This is a genomic window from Poseidonocella pacifica (genome assembly GCF_900111875.1).
Classification (GTDB): domain Bacteria; phylum Pseudomonadota; class Alphaproteobacteria; order Rhodobacterales; family Rhodobacteraceae; genus Poseidonocella; species Poseidonocella pacifica.
The window spans coordinates 1-20,757 of sequence record NZ_FOJU01000007.1 but is presented as its reverse complement, the minus strand read 5'-3'; the positions used below and the strand labels follow the sequence as shown (position 1 = coordinate 20,757).

Annotated in this window: 17 protein-coding genes; 3 read left to right on the top strand and 14 right to left on the bottom strand. The window is 59.8% G+C overall.

Annotated features, from left to right (window positions below):
• Positions 1-12: 12 nt before the first annotated feature.
• Together lipA and BM234_RS16100 are read right to left on the bottom strand one after the other, a co-directional pair.
• Positions 13-963, bottom strand: a complete 951-nt coding sequence (lipA, locus tag BM234_RS16105; RefSeq protein WP_092066818.1) for a lipoyl synthase — start codon at positions 961-963, stop codon at positions 13-15.
• Between the two features lie 89 nt (positions 964-1,052).
• Complete coding sequence (locus tag BM234_RS16100; RefSeq protein ID WP_092066817.1) at positions 1,053-1,976, bottom strand: hydrogen peroxide-inducible genes activator; 924 nt, start codon at positions 1,974-1,976, stop codon at positions 1,053-1,055.
• A 103-nt stretch (positions 1,977-2,079) separates the two neighbouring features.
• Between BM234_RS16100 and BM234_RS16095 the strand changes: the two genes are divergently transcribed.
• The gene (locus tag BM234_RS16095) at positions 2,080-3,579 is read left to right on the top strand and encodes a catalase (protein ID WP_092066816.1); all 1,500 of its coding nucleotides are present in this window, start codon (positions 2,080-2,082) and stop codon (positions 3,577-3,579) included.
• Between the two features lie 148 nt (positions 3,580-3,727).
• On the opposite strand, the gene BM234_RS16090 is transcribed toward BM234_RS16095, so the two are convergent.
• From BM234_RS16090 to BM234_RS16080, 3 genes are all read right to left on the bottom strand, one after another.
• Entirely contained in the window at positions 3,728-4,918 is a 1,191-nt protein-coding gene (locus BM234_RS16090; RefSeq protein ID WP_092066815.1) for an aminotransferase class V-fold PLP-dependent enzyme, read from the bottom strand.
• A gap of 18 nt (positions 4,919-4,936) precedes the next feature.
• Positions 4,937-6,247, bottom strand: coding sequence for a serine hydroxymethyltransferase (gene glyA, locus BM234_RS16085; protein WP_092066814.1), 1,311 nt, complete (start codon positions 6,245-6,247; stop codon positions 4,937-4,939).
• Positions 6,248-6,311: 64 nt separating this feature from the next.
• Positions 6,312-7,364, bottom strand: a complete 1,053-nt coding sequence (locus BM234_RS16080; protein WP_092066813.1) for a ketopantoate reductase family protein — start codon at positions 7,362-7,364, stop codon at positions 6,312-6,314.
• A 130-nt stretch (positions 7,365-7,494) separates the two neighbouring features.
• Between BM234_RS16080 and BM234_RS16075 the strand changes: the two genes are divergently transcribed.
• Positions 7,495-8,901, top strand: a complete 1,407-nt coding sequence (locus BM234_RS16075; protein WP_092066812.1) for a helix-turn-helix domain-containing protein — start codon at positions 7,495-7,497, stop codon at positions 8,899-8,901.
• A gap of 12 nt (positions 8,902-8,913) precedes the next feature.
• On the opposite strand, the gene BM234_RS16070 is transcribed toward BM234_RS16075, so the two are convergent.
• The 9 genes from BM234_RS16070 to BM234_RS16030 all read right to left on the bottom strand — a co-directional run bounded on the left by BM234_RS16070 (position 8,914) and on the right by BM234_RS16030 (position 19,625).
• A complete protein-coding gene (locus BM234_RS16070; RefSeq protein ID WP_092066811.1) occupies positions 8,914-10,431 on the bottom strand; it encodes a tripartite tricarboxylate transporter permease in 1,518 nt (505 codons plus the stop codon).
• A 10-nt stretch (positions 10,432-10,441) separates the two neighbouring features.
• Positions 10,442-10,969 carry a tripartite tricarboxylate transporter TctB family protein gene (locus BM234_RS16065; protein WP_092066810.1) on the bottom strand — a complete coding sequence of 176 codons (528 nt, stop codon included), beginning with the start codon at positions 10,967-10,969 and terminating at the stop codon, positions 10,442-10,444.
• A gap of 139 nt (positions 10,970-11,108) precedes the next feature.
• On the bottom strand, positions 11,109-12,092 hold the full coding sequence (locus BM234_RS16060; protein ID WP_092066809.1) for a Bug family tripartite tricarboxylate transporter substrate binding protein: 984 nt from the start codon (positions 12,090-12,092) through the stop codon (positions 11,109-11,111).
• Between the two features lie 163 nt (positions 12,093-12,255).
• Positions 12,256-13,122 carry a universal stress protein gene (locus BM234_RS16055; protein ID WP_092066808.1) on the bottom strand — a complete coding sequence of 289 codons (867 nt, stop codon included), beginning with the start codon at positions 13,120-13,122 and terminating at the stop codon, positions 12,256-12,258.
• A gap of 3 nt (positions 13,123-13,125) precedes the next feature.
• A complete protein-coding gene (locus BM234_RS16050; protein WP_092066807.1) occupies positions 13,126-14,793 on the bottom strand; it encodes a formate--tetrahydrofolate ligase in 1,668 nt (555 codons plus the stop codon).
• Between the two features lie 28 nt (positions 14,794-14,821).
• Entirely contained in the window at positions 14,822-15,739 is a 918-nt protein-coding gene (locus BM234_RS16045; RefSeq protein ID WP_245752708.1) for a methionyl-tRNA formyltransferase, read from the bottom strand.
• 55 nt (positions 15,740-15,794) lie between these two features.
• On the bottom strand, positions 15,795-17,069 hold the full coding sequence (frc, locus tag BM234_RS16040) for a formyl-CoA transferase (RefSeq protein ID WP_092066806.1): 1,275 nt from the start codon (positions 17,067-17,069) through the stop codon (positions 15,795-15,797).
• A 17-nt stretch (positions 17,070-17,086) separates the two neighbouring features.
• A complete protein-coding gene (oxc, locus tag BM234_RS16035; RefSeq protein ID WP_175501298.1) occupies positions 17,087-18,859 on the bottom strand; it encodes an oxalyl-CoA decarboxylase in 1,773 nt (590 codons plus the stop codon).
• 46 nt (positions 18,860-18,905) lie between these two features.
• Positions 18,906-19,625, bottom strand: a complete 720-nt coding sequence (locus tag BM234_RS16030) for a GntR family transcriptional regulator (protein WP_092066805.1) — start codon at positions 19,623-19,625, stop codon at positions 18,906-18,908.
• Positions 19,626-20,076: 451 nt separating this feature from the next.
• Here BM234_RS16030 and BM234_RS16025 point away from each other — a divergent pair, with 451 nt between their 5' ends.
• Positions 20,077-20,616, top strand: a complete 540-nt coding sequence (locus tag BM234_RS16025; RefSeq protein WP_092066804.1) for a hydrolase — start codon at positions 20,077-20,079, stop codon at positions 20,614-20,616.
• The last annotated feature ends 141 nt before the right edge of the window (positions 20,617-20,757 follow it).

The following is a 20,757-nucleotide window of genomic DNA, read 5'->3' as shown; positions in this document are numbered from 1 at the left end:
CCCCGAGACGGATCAGGCGCGGCCCAGCATCCGCTCTCGGGCATCCCTCAGCCGGGCGAAATCGTCGCCTGCATGGTATGAGGATCGGGTAAGCGGCGTGGCCGAAACCATCAAGAAGCCCTTGCCGTAGGCAGACTTCTCATAAGCTGCGAACTCATCGGGATGCACGAAGCGATCAACCGCATGGTGTTTCGGTGTCGGCTGGAGATATTGGCCGATGGTGAGAAAATCGATATCCGCAGCACGCATATCGTCCATCACCTGAACGACGGATTGCCGATCCTCGCCAAGGCCCACCATGATGCCCGATTTCGTGAAAATGCCGGGGTCGATTTCCTTTACCCGTTGCAGCAGGCGCAGAGAGTGGAAATAGCGCGCGCCGGGCCGGACTTCGGGGTAGAGGCCGGGTACGGTTTCGAGGTTGTGGTTGAACACATCCGGCTTCGCCGCCACGACGGTTTCGAGCGCACCTGCATCCGCCTTGAGAAAATCAGGCGTGAGGATCTCAATCGTCGTGTCGGGGTTGCGATGGCGTACGGCGCGAATGGTCTGGGCGAAATGCTCCGCGCCCCCATCGCCGAGATCGTCGCGGTCGACAGACGTAATGACAACGTGATTCAGCCCAAGTTTTTGAACCGCATCGGCAACGCGGCCCGGCTCAAACGCATCCAGCGTATCGGGACGACCCGTGGCAATGTTGCAAAAGGTACATCCACGCGTGCAGATGTCGCCCATGATCATCATCGTCGCGTGCCCTTGGCTCCAGCATTCGCCGGCATTGGGACAGCCTGCTTCCTCACAGACCGTGACGAGCTTGTGCTCGCGCATGATCGCACGGGTTTCCGAATAGCCTTTGCCCGAGGGGGCTTTCACCCGAATCCAGTCCGGCTTTTTCGGCTGGGCATTGTCCGGGCGGTGCGCCTTCTCAGGGTGACGCTCTTGCGGAATCTTCAGGTCACGCATCTGCTGGTCCTCACGAATCCTGTTCCCCTCCTAGCCGTTTCGCGCCCGGATTTCCACCCAAGCCAAACGCAAAGCTGCCATGCTCAATTTCATGCGCGGGTTTGCGCGACAAGGGCTTCACCGACACTGCGGAGCACGTCGGCCAGATCGGTGAACCACCCATCATCCACGCTGCCCGCGCGGCGGACGAGGCCAATCTCCCGCGCAGGTTCATCCCCGACAAACCGCCGGGTTTCCATTCGGGGGGCCGCGGTACTCTCTGCGGCAAGCGCAAGTTCAGGGAGCAGGGTCAACCCGAACCCAGCCTCGACCATCCGACAGAGCGTCCCAAGAGACGAGGCGCCGAGATTGATCTGCCCAGCCCCGCGATCGACGCTGCACACCTCCAGCGCCTGATCGGTGAGGCAATGACCATCTTCGAGCAACAAAAGCTGGCTCTGCCCGATTGATGCAGGGCGCAGCGCCTCTGCCCCGCCGCCAACGGCATCCAGTCGCCCGGCACTTCCCGCAAGGAGGAACCGATCTTCGAAGAGCGTCTCCTCTACCAGCCCGGCATGGCCGAACGGCACCGCGATCACAATGGCATCCAGCGCCCCGGAGTGCAGGTCGCGGATCAACCGTTCGGTTTTGGCCTCCGTGACTTGCACATCAAGAGAAATGTCGCGCGTGCGCAGAGCCTCGAGCGCGCCCGGCAGGATATACGGCGCGACCGTTGGAATTATTCCCAACCGCAAATGCCCGGCCAGTCCGCCACGCCACCTCGCCGCCTCCTCCAGTTGAGCCACCTCTGAAATGATCCGTTCCGCATAGGCCAGCGCCTGTCGTCCGAATGATGTCAGAACGGCACTGCGGGCCTTTCGCTCCACCAATGGCCCACCAAGGTGCCGCTCAAGATCGCGGATCTGTACCGACAGGGCGGGCTGGCTTACGTGCACCTCAGCCGCAGCGCGTCCGAAATTTCCGTGACGCGCCAAGGCGATGAAATACTCCAACTGCCTGAGCGTGACAGCCATAATATTTTCCTATCGTTTTTCCAAGAAACTACAATTTGCAATTATTCGTTCTGGACGTCAATGTCCGTCTGGAATGATTCCAATCCAAGAGGAAGGTAGCCACATGTCGAAGCGACTGACGACCACAGCCGGCGCACCGATGCCCACGAATGATACAAGCAAGACCGCCGGCGAACGCGGCCCGGTGATGCTTGACGATTATCAGTTGATCGAAAAACTGGCGCACCAGAACCGCGAGCGCATCCCCGAGCGCGTGGTCCACGCCAAGGGTTGGGGCGCACAGGGCACCTTTACCGTGACCCACGACATCACCCAATACACCACGGCAAAGATCTTCTCCAAGGTCGGCAACACCTGCGACATCCTCTCCCGTTGGTCCACCGTCGCCGGTGAGATGGGCGCGGCGGATGCCGAACGTGACGTGCGGGGCTTCTCCATCAAGTTCTACACCGAAGAAGGCAACTGGGACGTCGTTGGAAACAACACCCCGATCTTCTTCATCCGCGACCCCTATAAATTCCCCGACTTCATCCGGACGCAGAAACGCCACCCGATGACGAACCTGCGCTCGCCAGAGGCGATGTTCGATTTCTGGGCGGCACAGCCGGAATCGGTGCATCAGGTCACGATCCTGATGTCGGATCGCGGTATCCCGGTGAACCCGATGCACATGCACGGCTATGGCTCCCACACCTATTCGGTGTGGAACGACAAGGGCGAGCGTCACTGGGTCAAGTTCCACTTCCGCTGCCAGCAGGAAATCAAGAACTACACCAACGATGAGGCGGAACGCCTGATCGGCAAAACCCGCGAAAGCTATCAGGAAGACCTCTTCAACGCGATCGATGAGGGCAACTTCCCGAAGTGGGAGCTGAACATTCAGGTCATGCCCGAAGAGCAAGCCACCACGCTTGACTTCAACCCATTCGACCTGACGAAAGTCTGGCCACATGATCAGTTCCCGCTGATCCCGGTCGGTATGCTCGAGTTCAACAAGAACCCCGACAACTACTGGCAGTTCGTGGAAAACGCGGCCTATTCACCGTCCAACAAGATCCCTGGCATCGGGTTCAGCCCCGACAAGATGTTGCAGGGCCGTGTCTTCGCCTATGCCGATGCGCATCGCTATCGCCTTGGCACGCATTACGAGGCGCTCCCTGCGAATGCGCCAAAGACAGCCGTGCATCACTATCACAAGGACGGCACGATGCGGTTCTTCCCGCAGATGACGGGCCACCCCGATGCCTATTATGAGCCGAACCAGTACGAGGAAAGCGCGCGCCCCGATCCGTCGGTCGCCGAGCCACCGCTGCGGATTCACGGCGACGCCGACCGGTATACGCAAGAGGACAAGGATGCCGATTACGTCCAGCCGCGCAAGCTGTATGCCGAAGTGTTGGACGATGATGAACGTCGCCGTCTGCATCAGAACATGGCAGCAGCGATGGGCCCATGCTCCGACCCTGTGAAGGAGCGTTGGTTCGCCGTTCTCGGCCGGGTGCATCCCGATTATGAGGCGGGTGTGCGCGAGGCGGTGAAAACTGCGGGTGACGACAACGCCATCCCGGTCACGGATGACACTCCGACGCAAGCGGCCGAATAAACACGGCCTGCTTGAACAGATTTGGCCGCCCCGGATCATCGGGGCGGCCTTCGCTTTTCAGCGGGGCGCAAAATGCCCCGCCAGGGTCCGCCGCGTCTCTGGGAGAGAGCCAAACGCGGCAAGAGAGCGCCGGCACCCCGGCGTTACGTTATTGAGCGGCCAGTGCCTCGGCTTGACCTGTGGCGGCATAGTATTCGACTGCAGCGCCAACCCCGACCCCCGGCGTGAATGGCAGGCCGACATCGCGCATGGCAAGTTCCGCCCCGCCAAGCGCTTGCAGCACCATAATCTCGTTGAGATAGCCAAGGTGCCCGATCCGAAAGACCTTGCCCGCGACCTTCGAAAGCCCCGCGCCAAGCGACAGATCATATTTGTGATAGGCCGTCTGGATCACGTCGTTTGCATTGTATCCCTCTGGCACGACGATGGCGCTCACCGTGTCCGAGTTCCACTTTGCCTCCTTCGCACACAGCGACATCCCCCACGCATCGACCGCGCGGCGCACCCCTTCGGCAAGACGATGATGCCGGGCAAAGATGTTCTCCAGCCCTTCGTCAAAGATCATGTCGAGCGATGCCCGCAGCCCGCGAAGTAGCGTCGTTGCCGGGGTATAGGGAAAGAAGCCGTCGGCGTTGGTCTTGGCCATGTCCTGATAGTCAAAGAAACAGCGCGGCAGCCCTCCCTCAGGCCGATGAGCCAGCGCCTTGCGACTTACGCCAACGATGGCAAGCCCGGTCGGGAGCATGAAGCCCTTTTGCGACCCGGACACCGCGACATCGACACCCCACTCATCCTGACGGAAATCAATGGAGCCAATCGAGCTGACCCCATCGACGAAGAGGAGCGCGGGGTGACCTGTCCGGTCCAGCGCTTCGCGCACGGCTTTCACATCGGAGGTCACCCCCGTCGCCGTTTCGTTTTGCGTCACGAGCACGGCCTTGATCTTGTGTTCCTTGTCCGCGGCAAGCTTCTGCTCATAGAGGTCGGCGGGAACGCCCGTGCCCCATTCGCACTCTATCGCATCGACGTTCAGGCCGAATTTGCGGCACATATCCACCCAAAGATAGGAGAACTGACCAAAGATCGACGCAAGCACCGTGTCTCCGGGCGCGAGGGTGTTGGCGATGGCGGATTCCCAACCGCCCGTCCCCGACCCCGGAAAGACGAAAACCTGTCCGGTCTCGGTCTGAAACACCTTCTTGAGATCCGCCAGCAGCGGTTTGATGAAATCAGGGAAATCCGGCGCACGGTGATCTTCCAACGCGACATCCATCGCGCGGCGGATTTCGAACGGCATGTTAGTTGGGCCGGGTACGGCCAATCCTTTGAAACCTGACATAATTTCCTCCGCTTTCTATCAATGGCTGTCTTGGTAAATCGGGAAGGCACGGCAAAGCGCGATGGCTTCCATCTTCACGGCCTCTTCGACCGCGCCGTTTCCTTCGGGGCCATTTTCGGCAAGCCCGTTAAGGACGGTCGTGATCATCTCGGCGATCCTGGTGAACTCTTCGGTGCCGAAACCCCGTGTCGTGCCCGCAGGCGTGCCGAGACGGATGCCGCTGGTCACGGTCGGCTTTTCAGGATCGTTTGGAACGCCGTTCTTGTTGCAGGTGATGTGGGCGCGACCCAAGGCTTTCTCCGCAAGGTTGCCCGTGATCCCTTTGGGGCGCAAATCGACCAGCATCAGATGAGTGTCGGTGCCGCCGGAGACTATGGCAAATCCGGCCTCCTCCAGCTTGGCCGCGAGCACCGCGGCATTGTCGATCACCTGTTTGGCATAGTCCTTGAAGCTTGGGTGCAGTGCCTCACCAAAGGCAACCGCCTTCCCGGCTATGGCGTGCATTAGCGGCCCGCCCTGAAGGCCGGGGAAAATCGCCGAATTGATCTTCTTGGCGATCACTTCGTCATCCGTGAGGATCATGCCACCACGAGGACCCCGCAAGGTCTTGTGCGTCGTCGTCGTCGCGACATGCGCATGGGGGAATGGCGATGGGTGCAGTCCCGCCGCGACAAGACCTGCGAAATGAGCCATGTCCACCATGAGATATGCGCCGACGCTGTCGGCAATCTCGCGCATCCGGGCAAAGTCGATGTGACGCGGATAGGCGGACCCACCCGCGATCAAGATCTTGGGGCGATGGTCAATGGCCAAGGTGGCGACGCGCTCATAGTCGATCTGGTGGGTGTCGGGATCAACGCCGTAGGACACCGCATTGAACCACTTCCCCGAAAGGTTCGGCTTTGCCCCGTGGGTCAGATGCCCGCCCGCATCGAGGCTCAGGCCAAGGATCGTGTCACCGGGTTGGATCAAGGCGAGGAAGACGCCTTGATTGGCTTGGCTTCCCGAATTGGGCTGCACATTGGCGAAGCCGCAGCCGAAGAGTTCACAAGCCCGGTCGATGGCGAGGGTTTCGACCTCATCAACGAATTCGCAGCCGCCATAGTAGCGGCGCCCGGGATACCCTTCGGCGTATTTGTTGGTCAGTACGCTACCCGCGACATCAAGCACCGCACGAGAGACGATGTTCTCGCTCGCGATGAGTTCAATCTCATCCTGCTGGCGAACAAACTCCCGGCGGACCGAGGCCGCGATGTGTGGGTCACTGGTTTCCACGTGGTCGGAGAAAAAGCTTCCCCGTGCGCCCACAGGCGTTGCAAAGTCTTCCATCTGTTGGATCTCTCCCCTCAGGGTTGGGTCGGGCGCGCCCAGTGCGCGCCCGTTGCGCTGGCTCTTAGGCGGCCGCGCGCTTGTTCTGGGCCAGACGCTGGCTGACGGTTTCGGCGGTACGCTCGACCGCCGGGATGGCCACACCGAGTTGGTCCGCGATCAGCTTGACGAGCAGGTCGACGCGCTCAATCTCAGCGGATCCGCCTTCGATTGCACGTGCGGCCGATGACGGCTTCAACAGGCCCTGCGCCGCCTTGGCGTACTTCAGGAACGGCACCTGATCTTCTTCGTCCGCGCCCAAAGAGACAACGATCTGGCCGATCTGCTTGTAGATTTGCTCGGAGGTTTTCACATCTCCATGCACCGCATCGCGGATCGACTGTGCGCCATCGGGCAGGATACAGCGGTAGTTGCCAGTGAGGAGCATGGCCCACTTCGCAAAGGGAACGAAGAGCGAGTCATAGACCCGCAACTTGACCGGGATGTCCTTGCCGTCGATCTCGAGCGCGGCGATATCGGCCTCAAGCTCACGCAGCATCGCCGTATGTTCGGGGTTCTCGAAGGGCGCGGCCTTGAAGTTGGTCGGCAACCCGACGTGAAGCGTGTTCTGCCCCGTCTCTGGCAGGCGAAAGGCCTGCGGATCGGGGCTGCATAGGGTCACGAGACCGGGCTCAAACGCACTCCAGACTTCGGGGCAATTGAATGCGCGCTCCAGCTTGCTCGCATCGAGGCCCGGAATACGCGCCAGATAGGGCAGCGGCGGCATGTTCATGATCGAGAGGCAAGGCACTCGCGCGTCGGCAATCCGCTTCATGAGGCGCATGATCTCATCCGTCCCGTATTGCGGCTCGGACATGGCCAGAGCCACGAGATCATAGGCTGCTGGATCGGCATCCGCCGGCGTCACGGCATCAAGGGTTCCGGGCTGTTCTGCCGAACGGAACGCCCGTGGCTCGTCTTCGTCACGCAGTTTGATGCGTACCTCGGTCCCCTCGGAATTGATGAGATCTGCGGTCGCCTTGCGGCATACCAAGGTCACATCATGACCCGCCATGAGCAACTTGGTGCCGAGTAGCGAGCCGTATGAGGCGCCGAGAACAAGAATTTTACGTGCCATGGTGTTCTCCTCCGTCGAGTAATTTTATTGCTTAACCCTACATAGAACGGTTTCGGAAAAAACCCTACGAATTTCGTGTTAATGTGTATAGAGTGAAGACTACATTCGTATTATATGTAATGATGTAAACATGAGTAAAACCCTGATTGGTCCGCGCTTGCGGGAGTTGCGCCGGAGCCGCAAACAAACCCAAGCCGAAATGGCTCGTGCGCTGGGTGTAAGCCCGGCCTATATCAATCTGCTGGAGAACAACCAGAGGTCTCTGTCAGTCCAAATGTTGATGGCGATTTCAGAGACTTACAGTGTAGACTGGAGAGATCTAGCCAAGGACGATACCGCGCGTCTCCTGGCCGAGTTACGTCAAGCGCTTGAGGACCCGACCTTCCCCGGAGAGCGCCCGGCCCTGCCGGAGCTGCGCGGCGCGATTGATCATGCGCCTCGGTTCGTCGACCAATTTCTGCAACTTTACAAATCTCACCGAACCGCGCTCGATATCATCATGCGCTATCGCGGCGACGCACAAGCGGATGAGCTTCTGAAATCTTCGCCGGAGACTGTGATTCACGATTTCTTTCGAGATCATCACAACCATTTCCCCGACCTTGAGGAGGCCGCCGAATCGGTTCCGGCCGAACATCCGGTGGCTCGGGAAAACCTCTTCGGAACGCTTCGTGATATTCTCCGGGATAACCACGGTATCGACGTCGTGGTGCGGCGGATCGATGAGATGAATGACGTGCTGCGGTTCTATGACGAAGCGAAGCGAACCGTCTATCTGAGTCAGGCGCTCAACTCGGAGAACCGGACGTTCCAGCTTGCCCATGTGTTGGCGCTGGTTCAGTTCAATCCCCTGATCGCCCGGATTGTCGATGAAAGTGGCATCCGCTCGACACAGGCCCTCCCCCGTCTAAGGGTGGAACTCGCCAACTATTTCGCCGCCGCCTTCCTCATGCCCTATGCGGCATTCCTGGAAGAGGCACAGGCCGCCGCCTATGACATTGATCGCATTGCCGCGGCTTTTGGCGTCTCGTTCGAGCAGGTGTGCCAGCGCCTGACGACCCTTCAACGGGAGGGCGCGCGCGGCGTTCCCTTCTTTTTCATCAGGCTGGATCGCGCGGGGAATGTCACCAAGCGGTTCAATGCGACATCCTTCAACCTTGCGGAATACGGCGGGTCCTGCCCTGTCTGGAACATCCACACGGCGTTCTACACGCCCGGGGTCATCATGCCGCAATTTGTGGAGATGCCGGATTCACAACGCTTCTTCACCATCAGCCGAACGGTGCATCGTCCGGTGTTCAGCGAGGAAACTCAGGACAGGCGTTTGACCCTGGCCTTGGGATGCGCCGCGGAACACGCTCAAAAGATCCGCTATGCATCGAGCTACAAAATGGATGATCCCCGGCTATATGCGCCCATCGGGATCAACTGTCATCTCTGTCCCCGGCAGGCCTGCTCTCAGCGGGCCCACCAGCCTCTTTTCATTGACCTTCCCATCGACGCCAACCGTCGCGGCAGCACGCGCCACGAAAGTTGACGCCGAGGCAGGTCATTGCGCCGGTTGCTGCGCGTTACGCTTCTTCAGCATCTTGGCGATGAGCGGGTAGCTCACCAGAAGAAGCGCGATCAGGATACAGACCAGCGAGATCGGCCGCTCGAAGAAAGTCATGGCGTCGCCTTGGCTGGAAATCAGCGACTGACGCAGCGACCGCTCAGCCAGCGGGCCAAGTACGATGGCGAGAACCGCAGGCGCAACCGGGTAGTTCAGCTTGCGCAGGAAGTAAGCCATCACACCGATGATCAGCATCAACCAGTTGTCGAACATCCGGTCAGTCGTGGCAAAGACGCCAAGCACGCAGAGCGTGAAGATGACCGGGGTCAACATCGTGAAGGGCATCGCCAGAACTCGGATGAAGACCGGAATGAGCGCGATGTTGAGGATCACGGTGACAAAGTTGGCCACATACATCGACCCGATCAGACCCCAGACGAAATCAGGGCTTTCGGTGAAGAGGAGCGGACCAGGGCGCAGACCCCAGATGATCATCCCACCAAGAAGGATCGCCGTGGTTGGCGAACCGGGGATACCGAGCGTGATCATTGGCAACATGGACCCGGTAGAGGCCGCGTTGTTGGCCGCTTCCGGCGCCGCGACGCCCGAGATGTTCCCTTTGCCGTAGCTGTCGGGATCCTTGGAGAACGTCTTGGACAGGCCATAGGACATCAGCGCGGCAGGAGTCGCCCCGGCTGCGGGCAGTGTACCCACGAAGAACCCAAGGAAAGAGCCGAGCCACGTCGAGTTGATGTAGATCTTAACGTCCTTGAAGTTCTCCTTCATCCGCTGCCAGCCAATGTTGACCTTGTGCATCTGAACCGTGCCCTTGGTCGTCTCAAGCGTCCAGAGCATCTCACCCACGCCGTAGACACCGATGGCAAGCACGAGGAAGCCAATCCCGCGCTGGAATTCGACCATATCGAAGAAGATGAGGCGCGGACGGCCGGAGATGATGTCGAAGCCGACAGCCGCAAGAACAAGGCCGAGTAGGATCGAGAAGATCGTCTTGGGTATATCGTCTCCGCCGAGCCCGATGAAGGTGGCGAAGGCGAGTAGCATCAGCGCGAACTCCTCCTGCGGCCCGAACTTGAGCGCGAACGCAGCAAGCGGAGGCGCGAAGAGGGTGAAGAGGACGATCGACACCGAACCGCCGATGAAGCTGGCGATTGCGGCGGCCATTAGCGCCTTGTCGGCCTTGCCCTGTTGGGCCATGGGTCGCCCGTCAAAGACAGTAGCAACCGCAGTAGAAGCCCCGGGGATACCGAGCGTGATCGAACTGATCGCCCCCCCGTACATTGCGCCATAATAGAGCGCGGCGAGGAAAATGATCGCTGTGGTAGGCGGCACGAGGAACGTCACGGGAAGCAGGATCGCAACCCCGTTGACGGATCCCAGGCCCGGCATGCAGCCGACGAAAAGACCCGCGAGACATCCCGCAAAGATCATGAAGAGATTGAGCGGCTGGAAGGCCTCGAGAAGGCCCGACCCCAGTGCTGTGATTACGGTTTCCATATCCGGGTCCTTAGTAGAACAGCGCGTAGCGCAGGTTGTCGACGGCGAGGAACATCTCCTCGAAGACCGGAAGCCCCTTGGGCAGGTACTTCGTCAGCGCCACTTCAAACAGAAGGTAGACGAAGACTGGCGTTCCAATGACCATTCCCATGGTCGCCACCCAGCCATGCTTGCCCAGCACTCGCACGAAGAAGAACATGAAGATCATCAGCGCGAAGTAAGTGCCGATGAATGTCATCATCAGCAGCAACACCAGGATTGAGATGGCCGAGACGCTGACGAGGAAGATCGTTTCGGGCGCGACGAAAGGCTCGGTATTGCGCGATTCCGGGGTGGCCCCGGTAACCCAGCGAAACAGGGTCGCAACGGAGGACAGAGCCATCCCGAGCGAAAGCCAGAACGGCCACATACCCGCACCCGGGCCTCGGCCCGGCACCCAGCCGATGTTGAGATCGCCGAAGTAGATGTTGGCCATCAGTCCGAGCGAGGCCAGCAACAGGGCGATTGCCATTATGAGTTCTGCCGTACGGACAGTCATTTTTCTTCTCCATGTCGGGACCTGCCCGCCCGATGGCGATAGGCAAAGATCCTCTGTCACGCTGCGGGATGCAGCGAGCCAAACGCGTGTGAATTGCGAGACAAGTACGGAGCCCGCCCAGCGGGCTCCGTGGGGGAACTTATTCCCCGGTGATTGCTGCAGCGCCGACCTTGGCGATGAGCTCTTTGTGTGCAGCGAACTGCTTCGTATGGAACCCTGCCAGCTCTTCGCCGGTCATCATGTTGTCACATGTCAAACCGTCCGACTTGCAGTAGCTCTGCCATTCTTCGCTGTCGAAGAGCGTCTGGAAAAGATCCGTGTACCAAGCAACTGCTTCGGGATCCATGTTTGGCGGACCATTCACCGAACGCTGCATGTAGTATTCAATGTCGATTCCAAGTTCCTTCGTTGTCGGAACATCGGGGAAAGCCGCCTGGCGCTCACCGGTGAACTGAACGAGGGGCTTGCTGTTGCCAGCGCGGTAGAACTCCATCTGCTCGGCGGGGTTGTTGACCGTCGAGTCGATCTGGTTGCCGACGAGGTTCTTGGCCACGGTGCCGCCGCCCGAGAACGGGATGTAGGTGACGTCATAACCGAACTCGGCTTCCATCATCGCAGTGAGAACCGAGTCTTCCTGGCCCGACCCAGTACCACCAACTTTCCAGTTGAGGCCTGCTTCTTTTACCGCAGCGACATAGCTGTCCAGATCGTTGATATCGTCGCGATCCGTGTTGACCCAGAGCAGGAACGTGTCCATCGCCATCAGCGCGATGGGCGTGAATTCCGTCGGGTCTACCCCAAGCTCGTCCTGGATGATCGGCGTGGTGTAGAAACTGTTGAGCGTCATCATGACCACATGATCGTCGCCGGCCTTGTCCTGCAAGTACCGCAGAGCTTCGGCGCCTGAGCCGCCGGGCTTGTTGATCGGAATGAACGGACGCGGGCTCAGATCCTTCTTCTGGATCAGGCCTTGCAACAGACGCGCGATCTGGTCCGCACCACCGCCTGTACCGGCCATGATGATGAACTCGACCGGCTTGCGCGGTTGCCATTCCGCCATGGCGGCCGGAGCCGTCAAGGCGAGTGCGGCCGCACCCGTCAGCATGGATTTCAGGATTGTCATATGGTCTTCCTCCCTATGGTGACCTTGGTGAAATCAAAACCAGCGGTCTGGCTGGTCTCTCCGTCGCGCCTCTCACGGGCGCTTGCGCGGAAAAGTCTGATTCGTTTTGTCTAGCTTAATCGGTCTTTCTTCTACTTCGACTGGAACGTCCCTCCTTCCCTAATCAATGCGCCATGACGACGGGGATTTTTGTTTCATCCACGACGACTTGTGAGTTTCCGCCAAACACCGTTTCGCGGCCATAACTCTCATGATAGGCGCCCATCACCAACAGATCCGCCCCGATCTGCTCGCAATTGCTCAATAGTGCATGCCCCGCGATGCCCCGCGTTTCAAAGCGCCTGATCTGCGACGCTACGCCGCGGTGCGCCAGATAATCCTGAAGCTCTTCGCCGGTTGCCGCATGCGGGTTATTACCGCTGACGAGGATCGTCACTTCTTCGGCTGAGTCAAAGAACGGCGCGGAAAACCGGACCGCCCGTGAAGCCTCCAACGATCCATTCCATCCCACGGCCACATGCCGCCCGATCGTTGCCGGCGGGGTGTCCCGATCTGGGCAGACCAGAACGGGCCGTCCCGACGAGAAGAGCGCGGATTTCAGCGTGTTGATCCCCAGATTCTGTTCGTGATCAGGCTGGGCAACACAGATCAGGTCCGCAAGACGTCCATGATGACTAACCGCATCGACCTGCTTGCCGACGTATTCACAGAAATTCGCTGTCGCGACCCCTGGTTCGGGACGCTCCTGTTCCTTTAACCCCATACCGGCGATAAGGCCTCGAAATTCCTCCCGAAGCTGATCTTCCGTAGAGGATGCGCTCGACTTGACCGCGCTCTCGATCTGCTGACGCAGAAAGGAGGGGACGACCACGCCAAAGGGCATCATGTCCTGCGCAGCCGGATGGCAATGGACCACCCGGACATGCGCGCCGAACTTGCGGGCAAGGACGGCGGCGTGGGCAAGGACGTTGTCGCCCTTGCCGTCGCCCCGGACCGGTAGCATGATGCTATGCAGCTTGCTCCCGGCCATGGCTCAGAACAACCCGTCGATCTGGCCAGCCTCGTTGATGCGGATGTTCTCCGCCGAGGGGACCTTGGGCAAGCCCGGCATTGTCATGATCTCGCCGCAGATCGCGACGATGAACCCGGCACCGGCGGAAAGGCGAACTTCGCGAACCGGAAGATCGTGCCCGGTCGGGGCCCCCCGGCGGGTCGGATCGGTGGTGAAGGAATACTGCGTCTTGGCCATACAGACCGGCAGGTTACCGTACCCCTGTTCTTCCCATTCCTTGAGCTGATTGCGAATTTTACTGTCCGCGATCACCTCATCGGCGCGATAGATTTCCTTGGCGATCTTCTCGATCTTCCCAAAGAGCGACAGGTCATCCTCATAGAGGGGTTTGAAGTCGGACTTGCCGGCCTCGACGATCTCCACAACCTTTTCGGCGAGTTCCTTGATCCCTTCGGAACCCTTCGCCCAATGTTTGCAGAGAACCGCTTCGGACCCTTCGCCGGAGACGAATTCCTGGATCGCGGCAACCTCTGCGTCTGTATCGGAAACGAAGTGGTTGATCGCGACGATCGGATGCATGCCGAACTTCTTGATGTTCTCGATGTGGCGCCCGAGGTTCGCACAGCCTTTCTTGACTGCATCGACATTCTCGTTGTTCAGATCACCCTTGGCGACACCGCCGTTCATCTTCATCGCCCGAACCGTGGCCACGAGCACGACCGCTTCGGGCTTGAGCCCTGCCTTGCGGCACTTGATGTCGAAGAACTTCTCAGCCCCGAGATCCGCGCCAAAGCCCGCTTCGGTAACGACGTAGTCTGCGACCTTGAGCGCCGTTGTCGTAGCGACGACGGAGTTACAGCCATGCGCGATATTGGCGAAGGGTCCGCCATGTACGAAGGCCGGGTTGTTTTCGAGCGTTTGTACAAGGTTCGGCTGCATCGCCTGTTGCAGAAGGACGGTCATTGCGCCGTCTGCCTTGATGTCACGGCAGTAGACGGGTGTCTTGTCGCGGCGATAGCCGACGATGATGTCGCCCAGACGCTTTTCGAGGTCGGCAAGATCATTGGCAAGGCACAGGATCGCCATCACTTCGGATGCAACGGTGATATCGAAGCCCGCTTCGCGTGGGAAGCCGTTCGCCACGCCGCCGAGGTTGCAGACGATCTCACGCAGGGCGCGATCGTTCATGTCCATCACGCGGCGATAGGCGATGCGGCGGATGTCTACTTCCTGCTCGTTCCCCCAGTAGATGTGGTTGTCGAGCATGGCGGCGAGCAGGTTGTGCGCCGATGTGATCGCGTGGAAGTCGCCCGTAAAGTGGAGGTTCATATCCTCCATGGGAACGACCTGGGCATAACCGCCGCCGGCGGCGCCACCCTTCATGCCAAAGCATGGGCCAAGGGAGGCTTCGCGGATACACACCGCGGCCTTCTTGCCAATTGCGTTGAGACCGTCGCCGAGCCCAACCGTCGTGGTGGTCTTGCCTTCACCCGCGGGTGTCGGGTTGATCGCCGTCACGAGGATCAGGTGGCCGTTTTTGTTGCCCTGTACGGACTTGATGTAGTCTTCGGAGACCTTCGCCTTGTCGTGCCCGAAGGGCAGAAGGTGCTCATTGGGAATGCCAAGCTTCTGGCCAATCTCCTGGATCGGCTTCTTGTTGGCGGCGCGGGCGATTTCAATGTCGGACATAGTGTTCTTCCAAATCCCTGATGTTTGCTTAGTTTCCGAGCTCGTCGCCGACCTTGAGGTCGGCACTTGCCGCCCACTCAGCGGCGCTCAACTTGCCTTCGCCCTCGGGGCGAACGCGCTGCACGAGGATGCGCCCACCGACGCACTGAACCTCAATGCCGTCTTCGGATATCGCGCGGATGCGCCCGGAAATCCCGTCTCCCGGCACTCGTTTGCTGTCGAAAATCCCGAGCGTCTTGCCCTGAAACGAGGTGAAGGCCCCCGGTGCCGGGTTCGTCCCGCGGATCAGGTCATAGACCTGCTTGACCGGACGGCCCCAGTCGATCCGAGAGTGACGCGTGGTGCAGCGCCGCTCATAGGTGGCCTCATCTTCGTTTGCCACGATGCGCGGCGGGTTTCCGTCCCGATAGTGGTTCACCACCGTCAGCACGCTGTCCACCGCATGCGGATAGATCTTCTTGAAGTAGAGATCGATCACCGTATCGTTCGGCTCAATAGGACATTCCCATTGCAACAGGCTATCCCCCTCATCGAGGCCATCGCTCGGGTAGAACCACGAATAGCCCGATTTGGTGCTGCCCATGATGATCGGCCAGTTCACAGCCGACGGACCACGGTGCAGCGGCAGAAGCGACGGATGGAAACAGATCGACCCGTGGGTCGGTGTATCCCGCGCCGCTTCCGGCACGAAGACGTTGACGAAGGCCATGACCATCAGGTCGGAATTGTAGCCTTTCAGCGTCTCCAGCGTTTCCGCATCGTCGAAGTTGGCCGGTTGCTCGACCGGCAACCCCTTCTCCAAGGCGAACTCCTTGATTGGATCGACGGGCTTGCCCTCCTTGTCGGGCTCGCAATAGACGGCCACGACCTCATCGGTCCCGTCGTCCAGCAATTTGGCGAGCACGTCCTTCCCGAACGCTTGCTGCCCCATCACGATCAATCGCATGTCTTCCCTCCCGATTGGTGCTACCGGTCTTTTGCCGGATGCACCGTTATGTCATTCACTCTGCGGCGACGCGTTTTGGTTCGCCCACGGCCCCCGAGCCGATCACGCGCTCCAGATCCTCTCCGGCATAGCCAAGAACCTGCTGCAGGATCTCCACCGTATGTTCGCCGAGAAGCGGAGACCGCTCCACGTCGACCGGGCTGTCACTCAACTTGATCGGGCAACCGACGGTCGTGTAGCGGCCACGCTCCGGGTGATCGACGTCGACGATCGTCCCCGTGGCGCGCAGCCCCTCGTCCTCGATGATCTCTTTGGTAGAGAGGATCGGCCCGACGGGGATGTTAAGCGGGTTGCAGATGTCCATGACCTCAAACTTGGTTTTCGTCATGGTCCACTCTTCGATGCGGCCGAAGATCTCATTGAGCTTGTCGAGGCGATCTCCCGGAGTGGCATATCCGTCCTTGGTCTTCCACTCAGGCTCATCGATCACGTCGCAGATCTTCTCCCAGACAGCGGCCTGAGTGATGAAATAGGTGTAAGCGTTCGGATCGGTCTCCCAGCCCTTGCACTTGAGAATGCGGCCCGGTTGACCGCCGCCGGAGTCATTGCCGGCGCGCGGCGTCGCGTCGCCGAACTCTACCCCTTCGCCGAACTGGCTGTATTCCTTGAGCGGACCGACTTCGAGCCGCTGCTGATCGCGCAGCTTGACCCGGCAGAGGTTGATAACCCCGTCCTGCATCGGTGCGAGAACTTTCTGGCCGCGACCGCTTTTTTCCCGCTGGTAAAGCGCTGTGACGATCCCGAGGCACAGGTGCAAGCCGGTGCCGGAATCCCCGATCTGCGCGCCGGTCACGAGAGGGGGACCATCCCGGAAACCCGTAGTCGATGCCGCGCCGCCCGCACATTGCGCAACGTTTTCATAGACCTTGCAGTCCTCGTATTTGCCGGGCCCGAAGCCCTTGACCGAGGCCATGATGATCCGCGGGTTGATCTCCTGAATCCGCTCCCACGAGAACCCCATCCGGTCCAACGCACCGGGCGCGAAGTTCTCCACCAGGATATCGCAAGTCTCGATGAGCTTTGTGAGGATCTCTTTGCCCGTCTCGTTCTTGGAGTTGAGCTCGATCGACCGTTTGTTGTGGTTGAGCATCGTGAAATAGAGGCTATCCGCGCCGGGAACATCCACAAGCTGCTTGCGGGTCGCGTCGCCGACGCCGGGCCGTTCGACCTTGATGACGTCCGCGCCGAACCAAGCCAGAAGCTGGGTGCAGGTCGGGCCGGACTGTACATGCGTGAAGTCCAGAACCTTCACACCTTCGAGAGCTTTCATTCTCTTCTCTCCTGTCTTTACTTGATCTTCTGCGCCTGCGGATAGCGCTGTTGCGCCACCACGGAGGACGGGTTGAGATTTCCGATGTTGCCGCTTTCCTTGCCGGCGCCTTCTGCGATCACGGCGTTGATCAGCGTGGGCTTGCGGCTGGCGAAAGCCTCCTTGACGGCTTGGCGCAGCGCGTCGGGATTATCGACCGTGAGGCCGACGCCGCCAAAGGCCTGCATCATCATGTCGTACCGCGAGTCCTTGACGAAGACTGTGGTCGAAGGATCGTCCCCACCGCCCCAGTTTTCGCCGTCTCCGCGATAGATGCCGTTGTTGTTCATGATCACGATGCAAACCGGCAGGTTGTAGCGACAGATGGTCTCCACTTCCATGCCGCAGAACCCGAAGGCGCTGTCGCCTTCGACGGCCAAAACCTGATTTCCGGTTTCGACCGCAGCCGCGACCGCGGACCCCATGCCGATCCCCATGATACCCCAGGTGCCGACGTCGAGACGCTTGCGGGGCTTGTGGATATCAACGATCGAGCGACACTGATCGAGCGCGTTGGCGCCCTCATTCACCAGCACCACATCCGGGTTTTCCGAGATCAGATCCTTGATCACGCCGAGCGAGCCTTGGTAGTCCATCGGCGAGTTGTTGTTCTTGAGCCGCGGCGCCATCTTGGCGACGTTGCCCTCGACCTTCTCGCGCACAGCACCCGTCCAGCTTTCGTCAGGCTTTTGCCAGTTGCTGCCGATCTTCTCCAGAAGGGCCGTGGCCACGCTTCCAACATCTCCGATAAGAGGTGCGGAGATCTTTTGGTTGGAGTCCATCTCGGTGGGTTCGATGTCGATCTGGACGAAGGTCTTTGATCCCTTCTCGCCCCAAGCCTTGCCCTCTCCGTGGCTCAGCAGCCAGTTGAGGCGCGCGCCGATCAGGAAGACACAGTCGGACTCCTTGAGCACCAAGGAACGCGCAGCGGAAGCGCACTGTGGATGGGTATCTGGAAGCAAGCCCTTGGCCATCGACATTGGCAGATACGGGAAGCCGAGCGTCTCGACGAGCTCCCGGACCTTATCGTCCGCCTGCGCATAAGCCGCGCCCTTGCCGATGATGATAAGCGGCTTTTTGGCCTTTGACAGCAGCTCGACTGCGCGGTCGATCGCCTCTGGCGCAGGCACACTGGCCGGATTGGGATCGACGACCTTGATGAGGGATTTTTCGCCCTCGACCGCATCCATAACCTGCCCCAGAAGCGCGCCGGGCACATCCAGATACACACCGCCGGGGCGGCCGGTCAGAGCAGCGCGGATTGCGCGGGCAACGCCCAGTCCGATATCCTGAGCGTGCAGAATACGATACGCTGCCTTGGCATGGGGCCGTGCGATGGCGAGTTGATCCATCTCTTCATAGTCGCCGCGCTGCAAATCGACGATCTCCCGCTCGGAAGATCCAGAGATGAGGATCATCGGCCAGCAGTTCGTGGTCGCATGCGCCAGCGCAGTCAGGCCGTTCAGGAACCCGGGCGCGGAAACCGTCATGCAGATGCCGGGTTTCTTCGTGAGGAACCCCGCTGCGGCAGCGGCATAACCAGCATGCTGTTCATGCCGGAACGACAGGACCCTCAGGCCCTGAGCCTGCGCATAGCGCCCCAAGTCCGTGATAGGGATGCCCGGGACGTTGTAGATCGTCTCGACCCCGTTCAACTTCAATGCGTCGATCAGGAGATGAAACCCGTCTGTCAGGGTCTCGGGCGCAATCTCGGCGCTCCCCGTCATCTCGTTCGCAGCTGCTACCGCCATCTATTCCTCCCTTCAGAACCGGCTCCACCCGGTTTTTCCGTCGATATCAGCGACCGGGCGCCTTGGCCTTCTCGCTATTCCGCCTGTCGAGCTCCAGTTTTGTCCAGGAGCGTCGAACATGTTCGTGTAGCCGCATGGTGTGCTCTCGCACCCTGTCCGCGGCCTGGTCTGCGTCGCGCATTTCCAGCGCGTCGATGATCTCTTCATGGTCGACAACAGACCGGTTGATCCGATCCCCCTCGCCCATCGCCCGGAGGCGCACTGCATGCATGTGAAGGAAGAGGCCGTCAGCCAGATCCTTCAGCAATGCACACTTCGAAATTTCCAAAATGCGCTGGTGAAACCGGATGTTGTCCTCCGAGTACTCAGATATCCGAGTGCCCACCCCATCGTTACCAGCGTACTTTCCAGCAATCCTGCGCAGGCTGCTGATCTCCGCATCGCTTGCCCGTTCCGTCGCGAGCCGCGCCGCCATGCTTTCGAGCGCGGCCCAAGCCACGATCATCTCGAGCACTTCGGTGAGCGACTTGCGCTGCACATAGACGCCCTTGCGGGGCACCACCGTCACCAACCCGTCCCGTTCAAGCCGTGCAATCGCTTCGCGCAATGGCGTGCGGGATATCCCGAGTTGCTGCGCCATCGATCGTTCATCTACCCGCAGGTCCGCATCTTCCGCATAGATGTCCATCTCTGTGATGGCGTCCCGGAGCATGTCATAAACATGATCCTTCAGCGTAAAATTGGCCGGGATAGGACGAAGCTTCATCTTGACTCCGCCTCCCCGCAGATCATGTCAGACGTTACGCTCTTCATGTGGTATACCATAGACCAAGAAATTTGACCTAGCAATTCCCTTTTGATCTCGATTTTACGCCGCAGTTGCAGCATCAACTAAGACCAAAGTTTCGGATATCCCTGTGATCTCGAGAGTTTTTCCGTCTCGCATTTGCAGCATAGGGCCCCAAGCAAGACGTCATTTTATCGCGGAGATACAAACGGTTACAGAATCACCCAGCGACAAAACCAAATTTGAAAGATGGATGCCCGGGGACTTCGCGCACCCCAATCTCTTTTAATGTACTATAGACTCTATAGGGCCCCGCCCCGGGATACCCGCAAAGTCGCAACCAAGACCACTTGCCGCAATATTTCCATCGTGGTATCTGGTATGCCAAAGGCCTTCTTTTAGGTCATTCGAGAGAAAACAGGGTGGGTATATGCTGATTAGATCGACGGATTCCGTGCTGGTCGTGATCGACATGCAGGAACGACTCGTTCCCGCGATGCAAGCCCCCGCCCGGACGATTCGCAACACCCGCAAACTGCTCTCGGGAGCGCAGGAGATCGGCGTGCCCGTCATCATGACAGAGCAATACCCCGCCGGCCTTGGCGCGACCGTCCCGGAACTCAGGGGGCTGGCCGAAGCAACCGTGCTGCCAAAGATGCATTTCTCCTGCATGGAAGATGCCGCCTTCGCGAGCGCATTTAGAGGCCTCAACCGGCGACAAGCCATCCTTGCGGGAATGGAGGCACACATCTGTGTGGTGCAGACCGCCGCGAGCCTCATCGAAGAGGGCTACGAGGTTTTTGTCGTCTCCGACGCGACCGCATCGCGCACCACCGAAAGCGAAGCGGCATGTCTGGCACGGCTCAACGCGGCGGGCATAGGGATCGTGACGACTGAAATGGTCATCTTTGAATGGCTCGGCCAGGCGGGAACACCCGCCTTCAAGAAGATGCTACCGCTCATCAAATAAATTACGGCCCCCAACGTGGGGCCACACCAGGGGAGGAGATCTAGAGTGAACATCCACGAATACCAGGCGAAGGGATTGTTGCGGGCATACGGTGCGCCCGTTGCCGATGGACGGGCCGTGTTGCGGGCCGAGGAGGCCAAG